This window comes from Zhongshania aliphaticivorans (assembly GCF_001586255.1).
Classification (GTDB): domain Bacteria; phylum Pseudomonadota; class Gammaproteobacteria; order Pseudomonadales; family Spongiibacteraceae; genus Spongiibacter; species Spongiibacter aliphaticivorans.
This window is the reverse complement of sequence record NZ_CP014544.1, coordinates 2,649,046-2,666,771: the sequence shown is the minus strand read 5'-3', so window position 1 is coordinate 2,666,771 and position 17,726 is coordinate 2,649,046. Positions and strand designations below refer to the sequence as shown.

General features: G+C 52.2%; 16 protein-coding genes and 1 riboswitch. Of the genes, 8 read left to right on the top strand and 8 right to left on the bottom strand.

Translation table 11 applies throughout. The features are described 5' to 3' along the window. Nucleotide 1: 1 nt before the first annotated feature. Entirely contained in the window at nucleotides 2-877 is an 876-nt protein-coding gene (locus tag AZF00_RS11865) for a lysophospholipid acyltransferase family protein (protein ID WP_008249099.1), read from the bottom strand. A 257-nt stretch (nucleotides 878-1,134) separates the two neighbouring features. On the opposite strand from AZF00_RS11865, the gene AZF00_RS11860 reads away from it, so the two are divergent. The 4 genes from AZF00_RS11860 to AZF00_RS19745 all read left to right on the top strand — a co-directional run bounded on the left by AZF00_RS11860 (nucleotide 1,135) and on the right by AZF00_RS19745 (nucleotide 3,070). Next, complete coding sequence (locus tag AZF00_RS11860) at nucleotides 1,135-1,872, top strand: phosphotransferase family protein (protein WP_050985181.1); 738 nt, start codon at nucleotides 1,135-1,137, stop codon at nucleotides 1,870-1,872. A gap of 127 nt (nucleotides 1,873-1,999) precedes the next feature. Continuing rightward, nucleotides 2,000-2,413, top strand: a complete 414-nt coding sequence (locus tag AZF00_RS11855; RefSeq protein WP_008249101.1) for a PaaI family thioesterase — start codon at nucleotides 2,000-2,002, stop codon at nucleotides 2,411-2,413. 46 nt (nucleotides 2,414-2,459) lie between these two features. After that, on the top strand, nucleotides 2,460-2,603 hold the full coding sequence (locus AZF00_RS19750) for a hypothetical protein (RefSeq protein WP_008249102.1): 144 nt from the start codon (nucleotides 2,460-2,462) through the stop codon (nucleotides 2,601-2,603). A gap of 59 nt (nucleotides 2,604-2,662) precedes the next feature. After that, complete coding sequence (locus AZF00_RS19745) at nucleotides 2,663-3,070, top strand: MFS transporter (protein ID WP_335338882.1); 408 nt, start codon at nucleotides 2,663-2,665, stop codon at nucleotides 3,068-3,070. Nucleotides 3,071-3,113: 43 nt separating this feature from the next. Here the strand turns inward: AZF00_RS19745 and AZF00_RS11845 are convergent, their stop codons facing one another. After that, on the bottom strand, nucleotides 3,114-3,827 hold the full coding sequence (locus tag AZF00_RS11845; RefSeq protein ID WP_008249105.1) for a 16S rRNA (uracil(1498)-N(3))-methyltransferase: 714 nt from the start codon (nucleotides 3,825-3,827) through the stop codon (nucleotides 3,114-3,116). Continuing rightward, on the bottom strand, nucleotides 3,827-5,140 hold the full coding sequence (rimO, locus tag AZF00_RS11840) for a 30S ribosomal protein S12 methylthiotransferase RimO (protein WP_008249107.1): 1,314 nt from the start codon (nucleotides 5,138-5,140) through the stop codon (nucleotides 3,827-3,829). The genes AZF00_RS11845 and rimO overlap by 1 nt, the downstream gene beginning before the upstream one ends. Before the next feature lie 283 nt (nucleotides 5,141-5,423). Here rimO and ybaK point away from each other — a divergent pair, with 283 nt between their 5' ends. The 3 genes from ybaK to AZF00_RS11825 all read left to right on the top strand — a co-directional run bounded on the left by ybaK (nucleotide 5,424) and on the right by AZF00_RS11825 (nucleotide 7,551). Then, a complete protein-coding gene (gene ybaK, locus AZF00_RS11835; RefSeq protein ID WP_008249109.1) occupies nucleotides 5,424-5,897 on the top strand; it encodes a Cys-tRNA(Pro) deacylase in 474 nt (157 codons plus the stop codon). A 23-nt stretch (nucleotides 5,898-5,920) separates the two neighbouring features. After that, a complete protein-coding gene (locus AZF00_RS11830) occupies nucleotides 5,921-6,646 on the top strand; it encodes an SIMPL domain-containing protein (RefSeq protein WP_008249112.1) in 726 nt (241 codons plus the stop codon). A 65-nt stretch (nucleotides 6,647-6,711) separates the two neighbouring features. Continuing rightward, nucleotides 6,712-7,551, top strand: coding sequence for a 2-keto-4-pentenoate hydratase (locus tag AZF00_RS11825; RefSeq protein ID WP_143829372.1), 840 nt, complete (start codon nucleotides 6,712-6,714; stop codon nucleotides 7,549-7,551). A 46-nt stretch (nucleotides 7,552-7,597) separates the two neighbouring features. Here AZF00_RS11825 and AZF00_RS11820 read toward each other — a convergent pair whose 3' ends face one another. Both AZF00_RS11820 and AZF00_RS11815 read right to left on the bottom strand, forming a co-directional pair. After that, nucleotides 7,598-8,104, bottom strand: coding sequence for a DUF2244 domain-containing protein (locus tag AZF00_RS11820; RefSeq protein ID WP_008249116.1), 507 nt, complete (start codon nucleotides 8,102-8,104; stop codon nucleotides 7,598-7,600). 88 nt (nucleotides 8,105-8,192) lie between these two features. After that, the gene (locus tag AZF00_RS11815; RefSeq protein WP_008249117.1) at nucleotides 8,193-9,194 is read right to left on the bottom strand and encodes a class I SAM-dependent methyltransferase; all 1,002 of its coding nucleotides are present in this window, start codon (nucleotides 9,192-9,194) and stop codon (nucleotides 8,193-8,195) included. 36 nt (nucleotides 9,195-9,230) lie between these two features. Between AZF00_RS11815 and AZF00_RS19175 the strand changes: the two genes are divergently transcribed. Then, nucleotides 9,231-11,735: an FAD-binding oxidoreductase gene (locus AZF00_RS19175; RefSeq protein ID WP_231856155.1), complete on the top strand. Its 2,505-nt coding sequence runs from the start codon at nucleotides 9,231-9,233 to the stop codon at nucleotides 11,733-11,735. 36 nt (nucleotides 11,736-11,771) lie between these two features. On the opposite strand, the gene AZF00_RS11805 is transcribed toward AZF00_RS19175, so the two are convergent. The 3 genes from AZF00_RS11805 to AZF00_RS11795 are packed head-to-tail and all read right to left on the bottom strand — an operon-like array spanning nucleotide 11,772 to nucleotide 16,989. Beyond that, nucleotides 11,772-12,080: a DUF2149 domain-containing protein gene (locus tag AZF00_RS11805; protein WP_008249119.1), complete on the bottom strand. Its 309-nt coding sequence runs from the start codon at nucleotides 12,078-12,080 to the stop codon at nucleotides 11,772-11,774. Further along, a complete protein-coding gene (locus tag AZF00_RS11800; RefSeq protein WP_050985182.1) occupies nucleotides 12,073-12,561 on the bottom strand; it encodes a MotA/TolQ/ExbB proton channel family protein in 489 nt (162 codons plus the stop codon). The genes AZF00_RS11805 and AZF00_RS11800 overlap by 8 nt, the downstream gene beginning before the upstream one ends. Nucleotides 12,562-12,573: 12 nt before the next feature. Beyond that, nucleotides 12,574-16,989: a cobaltochelatase subunit CobN gene (locus tag AZF00_RS11795; RefSeq protein ID WP_008249123.1), complete on the bottom strand. Its 4,416-nt coding sequence runs from the start codon at nucleotides 16,987-16,989 to the stop codon at nucleotides 12,574-12,576. Between the two features lie 139 nt (nucleotides 16,990-17,128). Continuing rightward, a riboswitch (cobalamin riboswitch) is annotated at nucleotides 17,129-17,394 on the bottom strand. Between the last annotated feature and the right edge of the window lie 332 nt (nucleotides 17,395-17,726).

The following is a 17,726-nucleotide window of genomic DNA, read 5'->3' as shown; positions in this document are numbered from 1 at the left end:
ACTAGCGAGTAAGCAAGCGGCGAATTCGTCCCATTTTTGCAGATTCTTCGTCACGGCGGTCTAGTAAGGGCGGTATCATTTCATTAATCGCACCGGCGACCTGTTCTCTGAGGCTAACCGTGGTTTTTTGTGCGAGCCGCTTGCCCTTGTATTTGCTTAGGTCGAGGGGCGGGGCAAACTGGATATAGCATTTTTGGGGTTTCGGGATCAATGTGCCGAATACGCCTACAGGCACGGGCCCGAATAAGTCGCTCCGCGTATTCTCAGTAATAATCCCCAGTCGCTTTAATGCGCGACCAATCAGCGTGTTGGGAAGATCCTGGCCTTCAATTAAATGACCGTAAAACTCTTCCGGGCCGACAATGGCCGTGGGCACTATGGTGTAGCCGTGCTTGGCGGCGAGCTTGATAAAGCCGTAACGCTCTTTCCAGAGGAGTTTGTATTTATCTTCAGCTGACTTGGTTGCTTCGTGGGCGCCGCCGGGAAACACCAGTAAATCGCTGCCGCTTTCCATTAGCGCCGTACATACATCTGGGTGGCCAATTACAATGCCGTTATTAAGTAGTAAATTCTCGTTGAACGAGTTCCACAAGAATTTATCGCTGAGTGGCCGTAAAAAACGCTTTTGCTCGGTTAGCATCGGCAGGCCAATAATTGGGCCGTCTACCGCGTACATGGCGTGATTGGCAATAAATAGACATGGTTGTTTGGGGATGTTGTCCGTGGCGATAAGTGTGGGCTCGAACATCCGCTTAATGACTTTGTCTACAAGCCTAACCATGCGTGACGCTGGGGGCTTAACTTGTAAAGCCTTTTCAATATAGCGAACAAGATCATCGCCGCTGTAGGGTACGGCGGTTTTATCGGTAAAGGCCATGGGGTGATCCTGCTGCATATTAACGGACGCGCATTTTAGCAGAGCGGGGAAATGAATAGAAATTTAGTGGGGCAAGCTACAACGGCTGGCTTTGAATAGAAGAGGGCTTGTTTAGGCTCCGACATTGTCAACTAAGACAAATTCGCAGTAGCGCTTTAACGAGCTTAGTGACTTTTTGATGTCGACAACGTCGGGGGTGACCAGCCACTGGTAAATAAGGCCGTAAATGCGGCTATCCCGTCGCCAATGTACTGGCTGTGGAAGATGCATTAGAGGTCTTAGATGTTCCGTTCCATATTATGGAATACCTCGCTGGCGAGGTGATAACCGACTCCACACCGGACGCCTTAGCCATACCTGCCCAGCGTCAATTCATGGCGGAAACCTTAGTCGATACGCTTGTTGCGCTGCACAAAGTAGATTGGCGCGCCCGAGGTTTAGAGGGGTTTGGTAAACCCGACGGCTTTAATGCTCGGCATTTTAAGCGAATCAAGTCGTTGATCCCCGATGATGCAAATCTGTCTCCCGCATTCGCTGAGTTGTCCCAGTGGCTTGCGGCTAATATTCCAATGGAGTCCGATGCTTGCATTGTGCACAACGATTTCCGTATTGGTAATGTGATGTGGAAGGCGACGGCGCCGACTCAGCTCCTCGCCGTATTAGACTGGGAGTTGGCAACCCTTGGCGATCCGCTATTCGACCTTGCCTATTTTATTAACTGCTATCCCCGCCATGACGTAGCCCGCACCCCAACCCAAGACTTGGCCGCCGCAGTATTGGAAGACGGTTACTTAGAGCCCGCTGATTTAATCGCGCGCTATGTGGCGGGCAGTGGCCGTGATGTATCGAATTTAAAATGGTATCAAGTATTCGTCGATTGGAAACTGGCAATATTGTACGAATACTCTCGGCGTCTCGGTGGCGATGACTATTATCAGCAAACCGGATTAGTGGAAAGATTTTTGAATGCGGAACTTAGTAGCGTTGCCTCTTAAATCCTTTGTTAGGAATTGTATGGATAAATAAATGATAGTGTCGTTTTTATGAGGCGTTTAAAGCGGTATTGTATTGGTGCCAAATTATTCTAATGCAAACGATACTTGAAATAGAAGGAATGTAGAAATGACAAGCGATGACAAAATTCCAGCTGGCTTTCACTTGGTTGAAGCAGCCCCAGGCTTTGATGTGCACATGGGCAATATTTATATAAAAGAAGCTGGTGAAAAGAAGGTGCTGGGGTTCCGGGTCCAAGATTACCATCTCAATAAGGCCGGCACCTGCCACGGCGGCGTACTTACTTATCTTGCCGATATGCAGCTCGTTGCGGTGCAAGATCAAATAAGCAGCAATAACTTCCATTTTCCGACTAAAAATTTGGATATTGATTTTATTGCGCCAGTGCCTCGCGGCGCTTGGCTAGAAATTGAGGCAGATTTAGTCAGGGAAACCAAGGGTACCTTGTATTCCCACGCCGTAATGAAAGTAGATGATCGCATCGTGGTTCGCACCACGGCCTGCTACCACATTGCGCAATAGTAAAAACCGTAGATAACTATTAATAAAGATAATATGTGGAGTTGTGATGATTCATGAAAGCGCTAATATAAGATCTGACGGCTATATTAATAGTCGCTACCGCTATTACGCCTTAGCGCTGCTAACAACGTCCTATATGTTTAACTTTGTCGATAGGCAAATACTGTCGATTTTGCAAGAGCCGACTTAGGCTGATCAGATACCCAGCTCGGTTTGTTGACGGGCTTTGCCTTTGCGGTTTTTTATATTGTGGTGGGCCTGCCTATTGCGCGCTGTGCAGATAGAAGCAACCGCAGAAACATCGTTACGTATTCCGTTGGCCTGTGGAGCATGATGACCGCCGCCCGCGGGCTGGCGCAAAATTACTGGCAATTGATGCTGGCGAGAATTGGTGTAGGTGTGGGCGAGGCAGGTAGAAGTCCGCCAAGCCATTCAATGATCTCAGATATCTTCCCCATGAAAGAGCTGGCAACCGCCATCGCGACCTACAATAGCGGCATGCTGGTCGGCTTCTTAATGGGCGGTTGGATTCAGGAATATTTCGGCTGGCGCATCGCCTTAATGGCTGTAGTTATTCCCGGCATTTTTTTTGCCTCGGTCATTAAATTTACGCTGAAAGAGCCCCAGCCCCAGCGGCAGCTGGTTAATTTGGCATGACGACTTTGTCTAAAAGTTGTCAGCCTATCGACGAGTCTGCATGTTATAAGAACAGACGCCCTATAAGTGTTGATACCGCGGTCTCTGTTTTCAAAATACGCGGGCCAAGGCTAAAGCTCTGCATACCGGCTGCGATAAGTTTTTCACACTCGTAGGGAATAAAGCCGCCTTCGGGGCCAATGGCGAGTAGGCAGTTCTGTTTAACGGCCTGCGGCGGGCCTTGCTCCGCATAGGGGTGGGCGAGTAAGCCTAATTTATCACTAAGCAGGCTTGGCAGTTCGTCTTCGACAAAGGGCTTGAAGCGGGTTGCTCGGCGCAAACTTGGCAACACCGTATCACCCGCCTGTTCTAACCCTTCCAGCATCGCACTGTGCAGAGTTTCGTCGCTAACGAGGGGGCTCTGCCAATAGCTTTTTTCCACGCGATAGCTGTTTAACAGAATGATTTCGGCTACGCCTAATTCGGTGGCGGCGCGGATGATTCGCCTGGCCATCTTGGGGCGGGGTAAAGCGAGAAGCAGTGTTAGCGGCAGTTTTGCCGGTGGCGGGGTGTGCAGTTCAAATTCAAGGCTAAGCCCATTGTCACTCAACGCAGTGATGGTGGCGTTGCCAGTGAGGCCGTTTAGTAAACCGATTTTGAGGCTGTCGCCAATTGCGGCGCGCAGCACAGTGCGAATATGTGCTGCGCGGGCATCGTTTAGCGTTACGTGATTGGGATCGGCGCCTAAGTCCTCAGGCTGCAGTAGCAGCAGATTCATTAAGCGGGTTCAGCCCACAGATCGTAGTCGTCGGAGTCGATGATGTTTACCACCAAGGCGTCGCCGGGTTTGACGTCGGTGAAGCCGTCTAGGTAAACCTTGCCGTCGATCTCGGGGGCGTCGGCCACGCTGCGGCCAATAGCGCCTTCTTCATCGACGGTGTCGATAAGAATTTCCTGCTGAGTGCCAATTTTGGCGCGTAGGCGCTCGGCGGAAATCTCTTGGGCGACCACCATAAAGCGCTGCCAGCGGTCTTTTTTAACATCGTCGGGAACGTGGTCTTCTAAGTCGTTGGCGGTGGCGCCTTCAACTGGCGAGTATTCAAAGCAGCCCACGCGGTCGAGTTGGGCTTCTTTTAACCAATCCAGCAAAATTTGGAAGTCTTCCTCGGTCTCGCCGGGGAAGCCGACAATAAAGGTTGAGCGAATTACTAGATCAGGACAGATTTCCCGCCATTTTTTAATGCGATCGAGAGTCTTTTCCTGATGCGCGGGGCGTTTCATGGCCTTTAGCACTTTGGGGCTGGCGTGCTGAAAGGGAATGTCCAGATAGGGCAGAATTTTGCCCTCGGCCATTAGCGGAATGACATTATCGACATGGGGGTAGGGGTAAACATAGTGCAAGCGTACCCACACGCCCATTTCGCCCAGTGCCTCGCACAGCTCTAGCATGCGGGTTTTAATCGGCTGACCATTCCAGAAATCGAGTTTGTACTTGGTGTCTAGGCCGTAAGCGCTGGTGTCTTGGGAAACCACCAGAATCTCGCGCACACCGGCATCAACCAGGCGCTTGGCTTCTTCGAGCACGCTGCCAATAGGGCGGCTAACCAGATCGCCGCGCATCGACGGAATAATGCAGAAGCTGCAACGATGGTTACAGCCTTCGGAGATTTTTAAATAGGCGTAGTGGCGAGGTGTGAGTTTAATGCCCTGGGGCGGTACTAAATCGACAAAGGGGTCGTGGTTTTGCACTGGCGGTGCCCATTCGTGTACCGCGCCAACCACTTCTTCGTAAGCGGCAGGGCCGCTAACCGCCAAGACATTGGGGTGTACGGCGCGAATTTTGGCGTCGTCGCCCATGCAACCGGTGACAATTACCTTGCCGTTTGCCTTCAGGGCTTCACCAATGGCGTCGAGTGATTCTTGTTTAGCGCTGTCGATAAAACCACAGGTATTGACCACCACCACGTCGGCATCGTCATAGCTGGGCACAATATCGTAGCCCTCCATGCGCAGTTGGGTGAGAATACGCTCGGAGTCCACTAGCGCTTTGGGGCAGCCTAAACTCACGAAACCGACTTTGGGATTGGTCATAGAAACCTCTGAAATGCTTTAAGCGGCGCATTTTACCGGATTGGGGGGCTGGCGCCTATGCTTAGTTGGGATTCGCATTACTCGGGAGACGCTGGACGGGAGACGGTAAACGCTAAGACAGACAGGTGGCCTAGTTTTGGGTTTTTGCGTACGACAGAGGTCCGACGCCCCACATCAGACACTGGCCCGCCCTATTCCAGCGTCTCCCGTCCAGCGTCTCCCGAGAAAGCAGGGAACTCATAAATAGCACCACAGTCAATCTTACACAGCACGGAGCACCCACATGACACCAGCCATTAACCTCGCCAAAAAGCATAAAATTGCCCACACCGTGCACGAGTATAGTCATGACCCGGCCAGTCATTCCTATGGTCTTGAGGCGGTTGAGAAACTGGGCTTGAATCCGGCGCAGGTGTTTAAAACCTTGGTTGTGACTCAAGAGCCTAAAGGTTTGGCGGTTGCGGTGGTGCCGGTGGCGGGGCAGTTAAACTTAAAGGCCATGGCTAAAGCCTTAAAGGTGAAGAAGGTCGCGATGGCGGCGCCGACGGATGTTGAGCGCTCCAGCGGCTATGTGCTGGGTGGGGTGAGCCCGCTGGGGCAAAAACGGCAATTGCCGACGGTAGTCGACGAGTCAGCGGCGGGGTTGACGACGATTTTTGTGAGTGCCGGACGGCGGGGGCTGGAGATCGAATTAGCAACACAGGATCTATTGGGTTTGACCAGCGGTCTGTTGGCGCCTATAGCGCAGTTAGATTAATCTGTAATAGCAAGGAGTTGGTTGTGAATAGCAATAATGAAAATAGTAAAAGTGCAGTGATTTTGGGGCTGGCATTGGTATTGGGCTTGTCTGCCTTTGGCTTATTAATGGGTAAGGCAGCCGTCGATTACCGCCAATTTGAGCGGAGTGTGGCGGTAAAGGGCTTGTCTGAGCGGGAATACCCAGCCGACGTGGTGATTTGGCCAATTCTGTTCACCGAAGCCAATAACGATCTTCCCAAACTTTATACCTTACTAGACCAGCGCATTGCGACGATTCAAGATTTTTTGCTGGAGAAAGGCTTTAAACCTGAGGAAATTACCGTGTCGACCCCGGCAATCACTGATAAGTCAGCCCAGCAATACGGCGGCAATGTTAATGCGGAGTTCCGTTATACCGCCGAGCAGACGGTAACGGTTTATTCTAGCGATATTGAGCGAGTGCGCGCGGTGAGCAAGCAGCTATCAGCACTGGGTAAGCAGGGTATTGCCTTTACCGGCAATCATTATCAAGCGCAAACCGAGTATTTATTTACCCGTTTAAACGAGATTAAGCCCGCGATGATTGAAGAGGCGACCCGTGAAGCGCGGGTAGTGGCTGAGAAATTTGCCGCCGATTCTGATAGTGTTTTGGGTAAGATTAAACGCGCCTCACAGGGGCAGTTCACCATTGAAGATCGCGACAAAAATAATCCGCATGTTAAAAAAGTGCGGGTAGTCTCTACGGTGGAGTATTATTTGTCTGACTGAGTATGTAGCTATAAAAGTGAAGAGGTGATGGAATGCAGGGCTTGTGTGTTTTAGGAAAACCGGCTTTGAGCTTAACGAAAATTGCATTCATGGGAATGCTTTTATTCGTTGGCGGCGCATCGCTAATGGTGCGCGCCGATGCCTTGGCACAGGAGGGTGCATTAACACCAGAATCGAGTGCAGAGAAGCAGTCTTTTAGTGACGATGCGTGGCGGCGTGCCTATGCAGAGCAGCACGATGTCATGCTTGTTCGCTTAAACGGTCTAAGTCCTGCGGGCTTTAAAGCAGGATTAACCTCTAGCGCTGGCCAGAAAAGATTTAATAGTGACCGCCCGGTGTTTGGGGTTTTACCGCCGTACACGAAAATTGCGAGTGAAAAGCCCGTAGAACTGTCGGATTTTGGCCAAGGTATGATTGAGCTGGAAATGGCTTTCCGCTTAAAGCAAACCGTGAACAATGAAATTGCTGATATTGCGAATTTAAAAGCACTGATTGCCGACGTTGCGCCTGCATTTGAATTGCCGGATCTGGGGCTATTGCGCAGTCCCGCCGAGGGGGCTTTAGGTATTGTGCGCGCAAATGCGGCAGCACACAGTTTTGTCGTTGGCGAGGCAAAAGCGCTACAGAGCTTGGCGTCCACTAAGAGCTTTGATATCGACACCTTCGCCGTTAAGCTGAGTTGCAATAATGACGTGATATTGTCTGCGGTCAGTGGCGATATACTGGGCGGTCAGTGGCAGAATTTACTGGCTTTAATTAACGACCGAGTGGCGCAGGGCTGGGTTATTTATCCAGATCAGTGGCTATTGACCGGTGCTATTGGTCAAATGTTGCCGCTGCAGGCGGGGCGCTGCGAAGGTGAAATTACCGGCTTAGGTAGCTTGGCAATCAACGTTCTGCCTTAAATAAGCTATCGCCCTCGCTTTGGATAAAGGTTGTTTATAGCGGCGCTTAGGCCTCCAAGGTGCTTGAGCCACAATAATGCCTAACCGGCAGACCGTTATTGCGCAATGCGCTCAGCAACTCTCGGCTATCGTCTTTATTTAAAAAGTCACCAATACTCACGCACTCGCCGCAATGGCTAATACTGATTTGCAAAGGATCCCATGGGTGGGGGAGAACGGTGACTAAGACAAAGCTGGTCTGTCTTGGCCACTGCCAATGATGCTCGCAGCGGTGATGGCCAACGTCAATGCACAGGTTTTGCGGGTCAAGACTGACAATTTCCCGGACTTGCAGCTTGCGGAACACCGCAGCCAGTACCAGCCACAATAGCAGCATTTCTAGCCCGATAAACGGTAGTACCAACCAAGCGCCACTGGCGGCAAAGCATATGCCAAGTGCAGCATTAAACAGCATGACGGTCTGAATGATACGCCGGTTTTCCGACCAGTCTGCCGAGCAATTGGGGCGTAGGATAATCTCTGAACCCTGCTCTTTATTGCGGATATCAATCATAGCGAAGTCTCCCTTGCTATCTTGAGTTTAGCAGCAGATTTGGGAAAAACCGCAAATCGTAGAATCCGGCGTCGTTACGGAATGCGAATTAGGCTTTGCGGTATACCATTAAGGCATTATGGGTAGGATCGCCACTTTGATAAAGTCGACGGCCATCCCCCAAAAAGCCAGCATTACTCAGCCACTTGTCCAAGAAATTTAAACTGTAAAAATGGCGCAATTCAGCGGCGTTGTAGGCCCAGCTTTCATTGGTGCCCATATTGAATACATCGTGAGCGAGGCCAACCACCGCCCGCATTTTGGTGTTGCGGGCGTCGTGGTCGCGAATCACTAAATAGGCGCCGGATTTCATTGCATCGCGAATCGAACTTAAAAATTCCTCCCGCAGTGGAATTGGGCAATGATGTAGGCCGATAAACACGGTGACTAAATCTAGGGAGTCATTGGCGATGTGTTTGCCAATATCTGGGCGGTAATCTGCCAAGGGAATATAAGGGCCGGCTTGCCATATTTGATTGCGATCAACCATGTCGCTCAAGGAATAGCTCGGCGCTTTTTCGGCAAGAAAATAGCGTTCGCCAACAATATTGAAGTCTTCTTCGAGTGCGTCAATATAGCGGCCGGTTGAACCAATCTCTAAATAGCCTTCGTAGCGACGACTGTTATCCAATAATTGCAGCGTTTGTGCGGCCATTGTTATTTTTTGTTTGTTTAAAGCCGGTAGCGCAAATGTTAATTCGCCAAGAAACGGCTTAATATCTGTCAACTTGTTTTGCAGCTGGCAATACACATTTTCGTCGGAGTTATAAACTTCGGCGGCGGCCTGAATTAATTGATGAAGCTGCTGTTCTGGGTATAGATGGAAGACATTGACCAGGAAGGCAAAAAATTCTTCGCGAAGTTGGGGGTTGCGGTAAATATAAGCAAAGTTGCCAGCGCCAACATCATTATTGGACGGTGCGGGGGCCGCTGGCGAAATGCTGATGACCGGCGCTTGACCCAATGCGGGGGTAGCGACAACCGTGCCGAGCAAACCCAAAAATTGGATAAATTGGCGTCGCGATACGGGTTTTATTGTTGTTTTTTTCATTACGCTCAACTCATTTACAAATTTGGAGTTTAGGCCTTGTACAAGCTAAAAGGATCCAGGTTCAATCGCGTTAATCCAGTACAATTACTTTGGCGGGTATTCCGCGTTCTGGCAAGTATTCTTATCCTGTTGATCGTCGTTTTGGCTGTAAGCACTGCGGTGACGGTATTACGCAGCGGTGACGATAATTTTGTGCCGCCGGTATTACCGCTTACCGTTAACGACGTTAGTAAATTAAATGCAGTGCGGGTAGGGCAGGTGATTCGCCCCGAGTCAATTGCGGATGTGCAGGCCGCGCTGGCGTCAACAACGGGCCGTGTTTCCATTGGTGGTGGTCGCTTTAGCCAAGGCGGTCAAACCGCATATCCAGACAGTGTTCACCTAGATATGCGCAGCTTTAATAAGGTGCTGAATATAGACACTGCCGCTAAAACAGTTACTGTTCAGCCGGGTATCCGTTGGCGGGACCTGCAAGCCGCGATTGATCCGCATAATTTGGCCATTAAAATCATGCAAACCTACGCCAATTTCACGGTGGGTGGCTCGCTAAGTGTCAATGTTCACGGCCGCTATATTGGTGAGGGGCCGCTGGTGGGTTCAGTGTTGGGATTAAAATTACTGCTCGCCGATGGCAGCGTAATAGATGCTTCGCCGGATACCAATGCAGATATTTTTTACGGCGCCATAGGCGGGTACGGCGGTTTAGGCGTGATTGTCGAGGCGACGCTACAGCTCGAAGACAATATTGCTGTAGAGCGTCGCGTGCGAGTAATGGCTACCGAAGACTATGCCCAGTACTTTCGCGACAATGTGCGCGACAACAGCGATGTGGTTTTTCACAACGCCGATATTTACCCTCCGCACTACAATCGTCTGCGCGACGTGAGCTGGCTTGCGACGGATAAATCGCCTACGGTTGCCGAGCGATTAATCCCCGAAGATAAAGACTATTACTGGCAGGTTAAAGCGGCGGAGTTTGTTGCTAGCTCCAACTTTGGGAAATGGACACGCGAACACATCATTGACCCAGTTTGGTATTACCCCGAGCGGGTTGAGTGGCGAAATTACGAGGCCAGTTACGACGTCGCTGAATTGGAGCCCAAAGATCGTTCGGAATACAGTTATGGCCTGCGCGAATATTTTGTACCGGTAGAGCGTTTTGAGGAATTTCACGTACAGATGCGGGATATTTTTCAGCGCAATAAAGCCAATATTATCAACGTCAGCGTTCGTCATGCCAAGGCTGATCCCAATACCATACTCAACTGGGCTAAAACCGAGGTTTTTGCGTTTGTTGTGTATTACCGCCAAGGCACTGACGCCGCCGCAAAGGAAGCGGTGAGTGTGTGGAGCAGCGAGATGATCGACGCGGCGATTAGTTTGGGCGGCGCCTATTATTTGCCGTATCAGCTGCAGGCTAGCCCGGAACAATTTCTGGCTGCCTACCCCAAGGCGCCAGACTATTTTGCACTCAAGCGTCGCTTAGACCCAAACAACCGCTTTGTGAATTTACTTTGGGCAAAATATTACCCTAAAAACCGGGATTTACTGGCGCAAAGTAAAATAGATTTAGGTAATTATTATCGCAACGAAGAACAAACTTTTCTGACGATCCCAGAATGGTATTTAGTATTCCAGCCCAAAGAATATGCCGATTATTTAGCGCAGGGCCGCGACCCTAGCAATTTCCCTTTTTACGAAAGCATTGAGGAGTATTGGGTACTTTACGATAGGGCCATTGCCATTAGTCGGCAGAATTACCCAGCGAATACGGAATACCGCACCATGTTGCGGGTTATTGGTATTAGCACAACATTAGAATATTTAGCCAAGGGCGCGTATGAGGGCAGCATCGGCCGCTTCACCCGCTGGACCGCGAGTGGTGAAGACACCCAGGAAGATAAGCTTATCCAGCAGGCCCACCGCGCATACAGTGAACTTATTTATGACGAGCCGTGGTATGAGTTTGATTTTGCAGGCTGGCGGGATCGGCTCTGGGCGGAAACCAGTTGGTGGGGCGATCATCCCCTGCGTAAATGGGAGCGCAAGTTATTCTTTAGTGCTGAGTTTGGTTTGAAATCACTGTACGCCAAAGCCATTAAATACGCCGCCCAATCCACTTATGGCGAAACAGATAAACGGATTTACCTTACGGCTCAACGTGTGATCAGCAATAGTATTCGATTGCCGAAAGAACCTGATGGCGTCGAGATGCTTGCCGGGGGTGGCGACGACTTTTTAATGTCTGTACCCCGCTGGGGTGGTTTTACCAAAACAATGCCACGCTTTGCGAGCGATGAGTGGGCAATCAGAGATATTTCTGGCAACCACCAAATTGTCGTGTCACTGCTCAGCTCAGCGGGTGCCGATGTGTCGGGCCTGGCGGGTAGCGAGTTATTCAGGTCAGTATTGGTGTCTGATGACGAGCGCGAGCGGATTTTTGTACTCGTTGGCGTCGCAGATTTAACACGCTTGCTTGAAGCCCTTGCCAGCAAGGCAATCGAACAGCAAATTGAGCTGGAGCATATCTTCGACTATTAATATGCTTGGCAGTTAAAGCCGGACGAAAGCCCAGTTTTAACTGCCGCCAATCAAAATCAATTTTCCGGTTTTGGGGTCGCGGTAAACCTGCCCCAGCGCCTCGAAGCCGTCACCGTTTTGAATTTGTTGTTGAACAGTCGTTGGTACACTTGGCAGTTCTTTGCCCAGTGAAATATCCTGTTTCTGGGGCTCAGCCTTAAAATGCTGTTGCAGGTCGGGGCTGAGTGACACCAGTGCGGCGATAAGCCCGCAGGCAAATACCAAAATAATATCGACCAGGTTGGCCATGGGGCCGAGGGGGTCGTCGTTATTGTCGAGAAATTCGCTGTCGCGCCATTTATCCATGTTGGCTGGCTCCCGTTACTGTATTCGACGTGGGCGCGCTTTGTATATCGGCAAGTTGATGAAGGGCTTGGTCGTACCAGCGGCGGCGCAGGCGGGCGAGAACAAAGCCGATCATACCCGCGAGCAGGCCAATCACGGTAGTATCGAAGGCCACGGTCATGGCGGTGGTGAGAATGCGCAACTCGCCTTCGCCAAGCGCCGCTAAACCTGGCCCGAGCGGAATTAAGGTGCCCATCAAACCCAGCATTGGGGCGAGGCGGGTAATAAAGTCAGCGCGCTCGATGCGGCGTTTACCGGCGAGTACCAAGGCATCGCGGTTGCCAAGGTCGCGGAGCTTTTTAATGCCACCCCAGCGCTCGCCAATGCTAATGCCCACTTCGTAAATCGCCAGTGCGACAAAAAATAATAATGCCCAAATCACCGGCTCTAAGAGTAGCGAAGTGATCTGGTGCATAAGCCCTTGAGATAATCCTGAAACCATAGTGAACTCCAATTAGAATTTAAGCTGACGACCGCGCCACAGGCCGCTGACGAGCAGTAATATTGCCGCTGCAAATAGCCATGGCAGATAGGGACTAATGGCGCTGGCTGATGTTTGTTGTTCAGCTGACGCTGCTTTTGACTGCTGCTTAGACGCGGTCGCCTGCTGGCTAATTTGCGCAGTAGTATTCGCGTCTAGCTGCACTTCCTGAATATGGCTTGGCGAGCTGCTTGCTTGCGCTTCCGGTGTCAGTCGGCTTTTTGCCAACACCGCCTCTAGTTGCTGCGCGCGCTCGGGGCTGAGCTGCTTTTTCACCAGCGCATACATGGGGTGATTGGCGTGGGTGTGGCCACTGCCAGGGTTGCCGTGGTCAATAATATTGTCGCTAAATTGCGCGGCCAATTGTTTAACGGTGGCGGCGTCGGCTTGCCAAAAGCCTTTGTCGATGGCGACCAGCATCACCGCCAGAATATTGCTCTGCACATAGCGGTTATTGTCTTGAGATAAAAACTCCGCCAGCCCGAGCTGCATGGCATCGTCTACATAAATGGCTTTTACTTCTTCCCACACGCGGTCATTGATAATGTCGGGGCTAGTCACCTGCCAGCCCCAGAGGTATTCAATAAATTCGCTGCCCATGGTGCGGGCGCCGGAATAGCCCTCGGCCATAAGGGGCTTAATCCACTGGGGATTAAAAAAGCGACCGCGCAATTCCGACAGTAGGGCCTCGGGTAGGGCGTCGATATGCAGATTGCGGTTGTCGGCATGGTTGATCACCGCGCTGGCCGGTATTTTTCCACTCACGGTTTCGACCGCCAAATTAAAACCGCCGAGGTAGTCGAAGGCGTCGTTATTGTCGATTAAACCGTAAAGGTGGCTGGCGCGGCCCAAATAGGTTTGCGACACCCCCGTGAGCTGGCGACGAAACAGGGTTTGCGCAGATTCGCCCTGCAAACCCACTCCGTAGGCGTGGCCCATGCGCTTAACAAAAACCTCGGCCAATTCACTGCGGTCCTGCCAAGAGCCGCTGCGTTCAACCATGCGGTTAACCCCTGCGCCGTAGGCACCTGGCGCAATACCAAATACCCGCACACTGGTTTGACGGCCTAGGTCGGCGGCCGAGATTGCGGGGCTGGCAGCGAGTAATTCCCGCGCCTCGTTCACCCAGTTATTGGCAACTTGGTTTTTGTCCAGCGGTTCGCTGCCGCTTTCGTGAGGCTCGTCTAGGGACGCTAGCGCAGCGTTTAGGGCCAAACTCAATGCGGGGTAGTCGCGACGAATTAAGTCGCTGCTGGCATCCAGTGCGAGTAATCCGGCCTTGTCAAGCAGCAATAAATGCTGGCCGTAGAGATCGCGGAACAAGCCCGAGGTGGTAAAGACCACATCGAAACGGCGGGGCTGCTCGGGGCCAAGGGGCAGGCGTTCTAATCCTTTAATAATGCCGCGACTATTCCAAATGGGGCGCACGCCGAGCAGCTTCATGCCAAAGGCAATCATCGCGCCCTCGTCGCGCACGGCGTCGGAGGCCCATAAAATAATACCCTGCTTATTATTGGCGATATCGGTATTGGCAAGGGCGACCCCAGACTCGCCAGCCAGTACTTTGGCGGCCAGTGCCGTGCCTACCTCAACCCCAACGCGGGTGGGTAAGAGGCTGCCGTCCAGTGCATAAAAATTGCGGCCGGTGGGCAGGGCCTCTGGGGTGCGAATGGGGTCATTGCCTTTACCTGGCGCCACAAACTGGCCGTTAAGGCCGTTGAGCAGGGCGCGCATTTCGGCGGCGGGTGAGGCGCTGAGTTTACTCAGCCAGTCGCTGCGTTTGCTGCTGTCGGCGGTTTCGCCCTGCAACATTGAATTGAGCATGGTGTCGATGGCCTTGGGCTGCCAGTCGCGGCCAAACACATGCAGGCCCAAGGGCATAAATTGCTCTTGGAGCTTGGTGAGATAGTGACCAATTTCGTGGAGTAAGAAATCGTCGTCAATCTCATCAAAGCCAACGCCGCGCACTTGCAGCTCTTCGTCCATGCTGGCGATAAGTTCGTCGCGTAAATTAAACTCATCTACCTTGCGGCGCAGGGTTTCTATGGCGCGGGCTTTGGTGCTGCCATCGCTAGCCGCTTCGGCGCTTTCAATTAATTGCCGCAGTTCTAGCAGCTTGTCGTATAGCTCGGTGGCAGCAAGCGGCGGCGTAAGGTGATCGACCATTACCGCTAAGCCCCGGCGCTTAGCCTGAATGCCTTCGCCAACGCCGTCGACAATATAGGGGTAAATGCCGGGTAAATCCCCCGCCGCAATACTGGGGTAGTCACTGGCCGAAAGCCCCACGCTGCGTTTGGGCAAAAATTCATAGGTAGAGTGACGACCAAGGTGGACTAGGGCGTCGGCTTTAAACACGTCCTGCAAATAATGGTAAAAAGCCAAATACTGGTGGGGCGGCGGAAAGGACATATTGGCGTGCAGCAGTTCTTCGTTTAACTCCCAACCGCGCGGTGGCTGGGGGCCAAGAAAAACATTGCCAAACTGCACGCCGGGAATCAGCACCTTGTTATTCCAGACCATTACCTTGCCGGGCGCTTTGCCCCAGCCGCGAATACCTTCAACCCCCATGTCGATTAAGGCGCGGTTGAGTTCTTGGCTGGCTTGCCAGTCTAGGCTTTGGCCGCTGGCCGCCTGTGCTAATAAATTCTGATATTCGCCGCCCAGCTGGGCGAGTAAATCTAAGGCGCGGCTGCGGCCAGTGTGGCGCACACCATCTAAGGCGTGGTGTAAATCTGTTAGGGTGTTTTCCATGCGGGCGCGAATTAGCGCTAACTGATCTTGGCGTTCGGTAACTGAGCTGAGTTCGGCCAGTGCGGCCAACTGGGTCTGTAAGCTTTGCTGTAATTCGCCGAGTGGGCCGTTGACCATTTCTGCGCGCACCGCTGGGGGCAGGCTGTTAAACCACTGCTGGTAGGCTTGGCTGGAGACGGAATTAATTTGCCCAGCCATGGCTTCTAGCGCTGCGGCGTCTTCTGGTAAATTCACGCCTTTGGCTTGGAGTACGTCGAGTAGCGCGTCGGCATCGGCGGGCAGTTCGCCGGTGTTATAGCCAGCGGCGCGCAGGGCGCGGAGTATTTCGAGCAGGCTCTCTGGCACGTTTAAATTGTCGGCGCCAATATTGTGACGGCCCGGCGGGTGGTTGTAATACACCACGGCGACGCGTTTGTCGGAATTGGGTTTTTCTTGCAGGTTTAGCCAGCGGGCTAGCCGACGTGTTTGGCGCAGGATTTCATCGGCAAGGGGTTCGCTGCGGTAAACACTGGCGCCGGTGAGCGGGTCGATTTTGGCGGTGGCGGCCAGCGCTAGTACTTGGGGTTGGGACACGCCTTGCAGCTCGGGCATGGCCACGCGGTAGTGTACTGAGTCGCGGGGAATACCCTCGGCAGAGAGCTGCCACTGGGCGCTAGACCACTCGCTGATGCGAATGCCTTTTAATATTGGCAACTTGAGTTCTTCTAAAATCGCGGTTACCGCTTCGCGACCCTCGCCGCCGCCAATCACAAAATCTTGCAGGGCGATAATGGCCGCAGGGCTATTTTTAAGCGGGCCACGCATGGCGGTTTGAATGGTTTCTAAAGCCGCGACACTGGCCTCGCCCCAAGCCGCCAACACCGAAATACACTGCCATGTTTGCGCTGCGCAAAGCTGCTGGTGCAAGGCCCAGTCGCCGCTTAAGTCGGCGGTGTCGTGGTCGATAATCCACACGGTGCGCTGCGCGGGCTTGAGTTGGGTATTTAACTCGGCGGCACTGAGCCAGGCGGCGTCAGCGCCGTGGTGCAGGGCAAAGCGCAGGGGCGCGACCTCTTCTAGGCGGGGATATTCTGCGCTGCTGTTGGTCAGCAATTGTAAAAGGCTGGCGGCATTATTTACCGAGCGGTTTAGCCAATAGGCGCGGGCTTGTAACCAGTCGGCGTAGCGGGGCGCTTGCTTTTGGCTGTCTGCCAGCGTAGCGGCGGTTTGCACGCCGACTTTGTCGCCAAGAATATCCTCTGGCAGACCCTGACTAAATATCTCACCGTGACGATCGCGTTGCAGGGGCATTAGGGCGCGGTCGCTGTGCAAAACCGTGCGCAGCTGTTGGGCGGGGTAATTCATGGCCAATAAACGCGGCACGTCTTCGCCAAATATCGCCACTAATAAAAGCCGGTCGCTGTGGCTGATCAGGGCTTGCAGCTCCTCGTCGCTCAACTTGCTTATTTGCTGCACGGTGCGAATTTGAATCGTTAAATCTTGGCGCTGCTCTAACAGCTGGTGAGCGCCTGCTATCAGGGTCGGTGCCGAGCGGTCTGAAACAATTGCGGTGATATTCATCGCCATAGCACTGGCGGCGTTAAGCAGCAGTAGTAAGGCAAATAGATTTCGGACTAGATTTTGAATACGGCCAAACATAGTATTTCCCCGCCGTAGCTCGCCCGCATACGGCTATTGAACAAGGTGGGAATAAAACGCGGGCAGGGGGCTTGGCAGACTATGGTTTGAGCTTTGGCTATGCGCCAAAAAGCGAATCTGGTGTGACACCCCGCCACGTTCTATTCTTGGGTTTCGGGCCGGTCTCCGGACTCACAGAGTGCGTATGAATTACGCAGTGCTATTTATAGCAACTATTCGCCTTCCCACGGTTTACGCAGTGGCTGTCAGCGCCTCACTGGCCTGACGGAATAGTGTTCTCTGTTTACCGTTGCGGGGGCAGTACAGGCTTTGCTGGTCAAATTAGTTGAACCCAGCGCACCTGTTTCCCGTTTAAGCTGCGCGCAGTGATTATGCGACGCAAGCACCTGAAACATCGGCGCCAAGGATACGCGCTGGGGGTGGGGAGTCAAGGCTTCGCCTGCATTGTTGGCTGATTACGCCAAGTGGAGTTTGTTGGTTCACCCCTAAATTGGCCAAGCATGTGAAACCGATATTGGCCAAAAATTTGGATTATGCCCTGAGTTTTCATTTTAGTCGGGCGTTTTACGCATAGCATGTCTAGATGTTTAGCGATAAGGCGGCTGGAAGGTCGATTTAGCGGACGTTCTATGTGCGTTTCGTATCTGCTTAGTCAATTTTCAGTTCCAGAGTTATGCCTATTGTCGGTTTAAATTTAATACGATTTAGGTATTTTTTCCACCTGAATAGAAAAAATT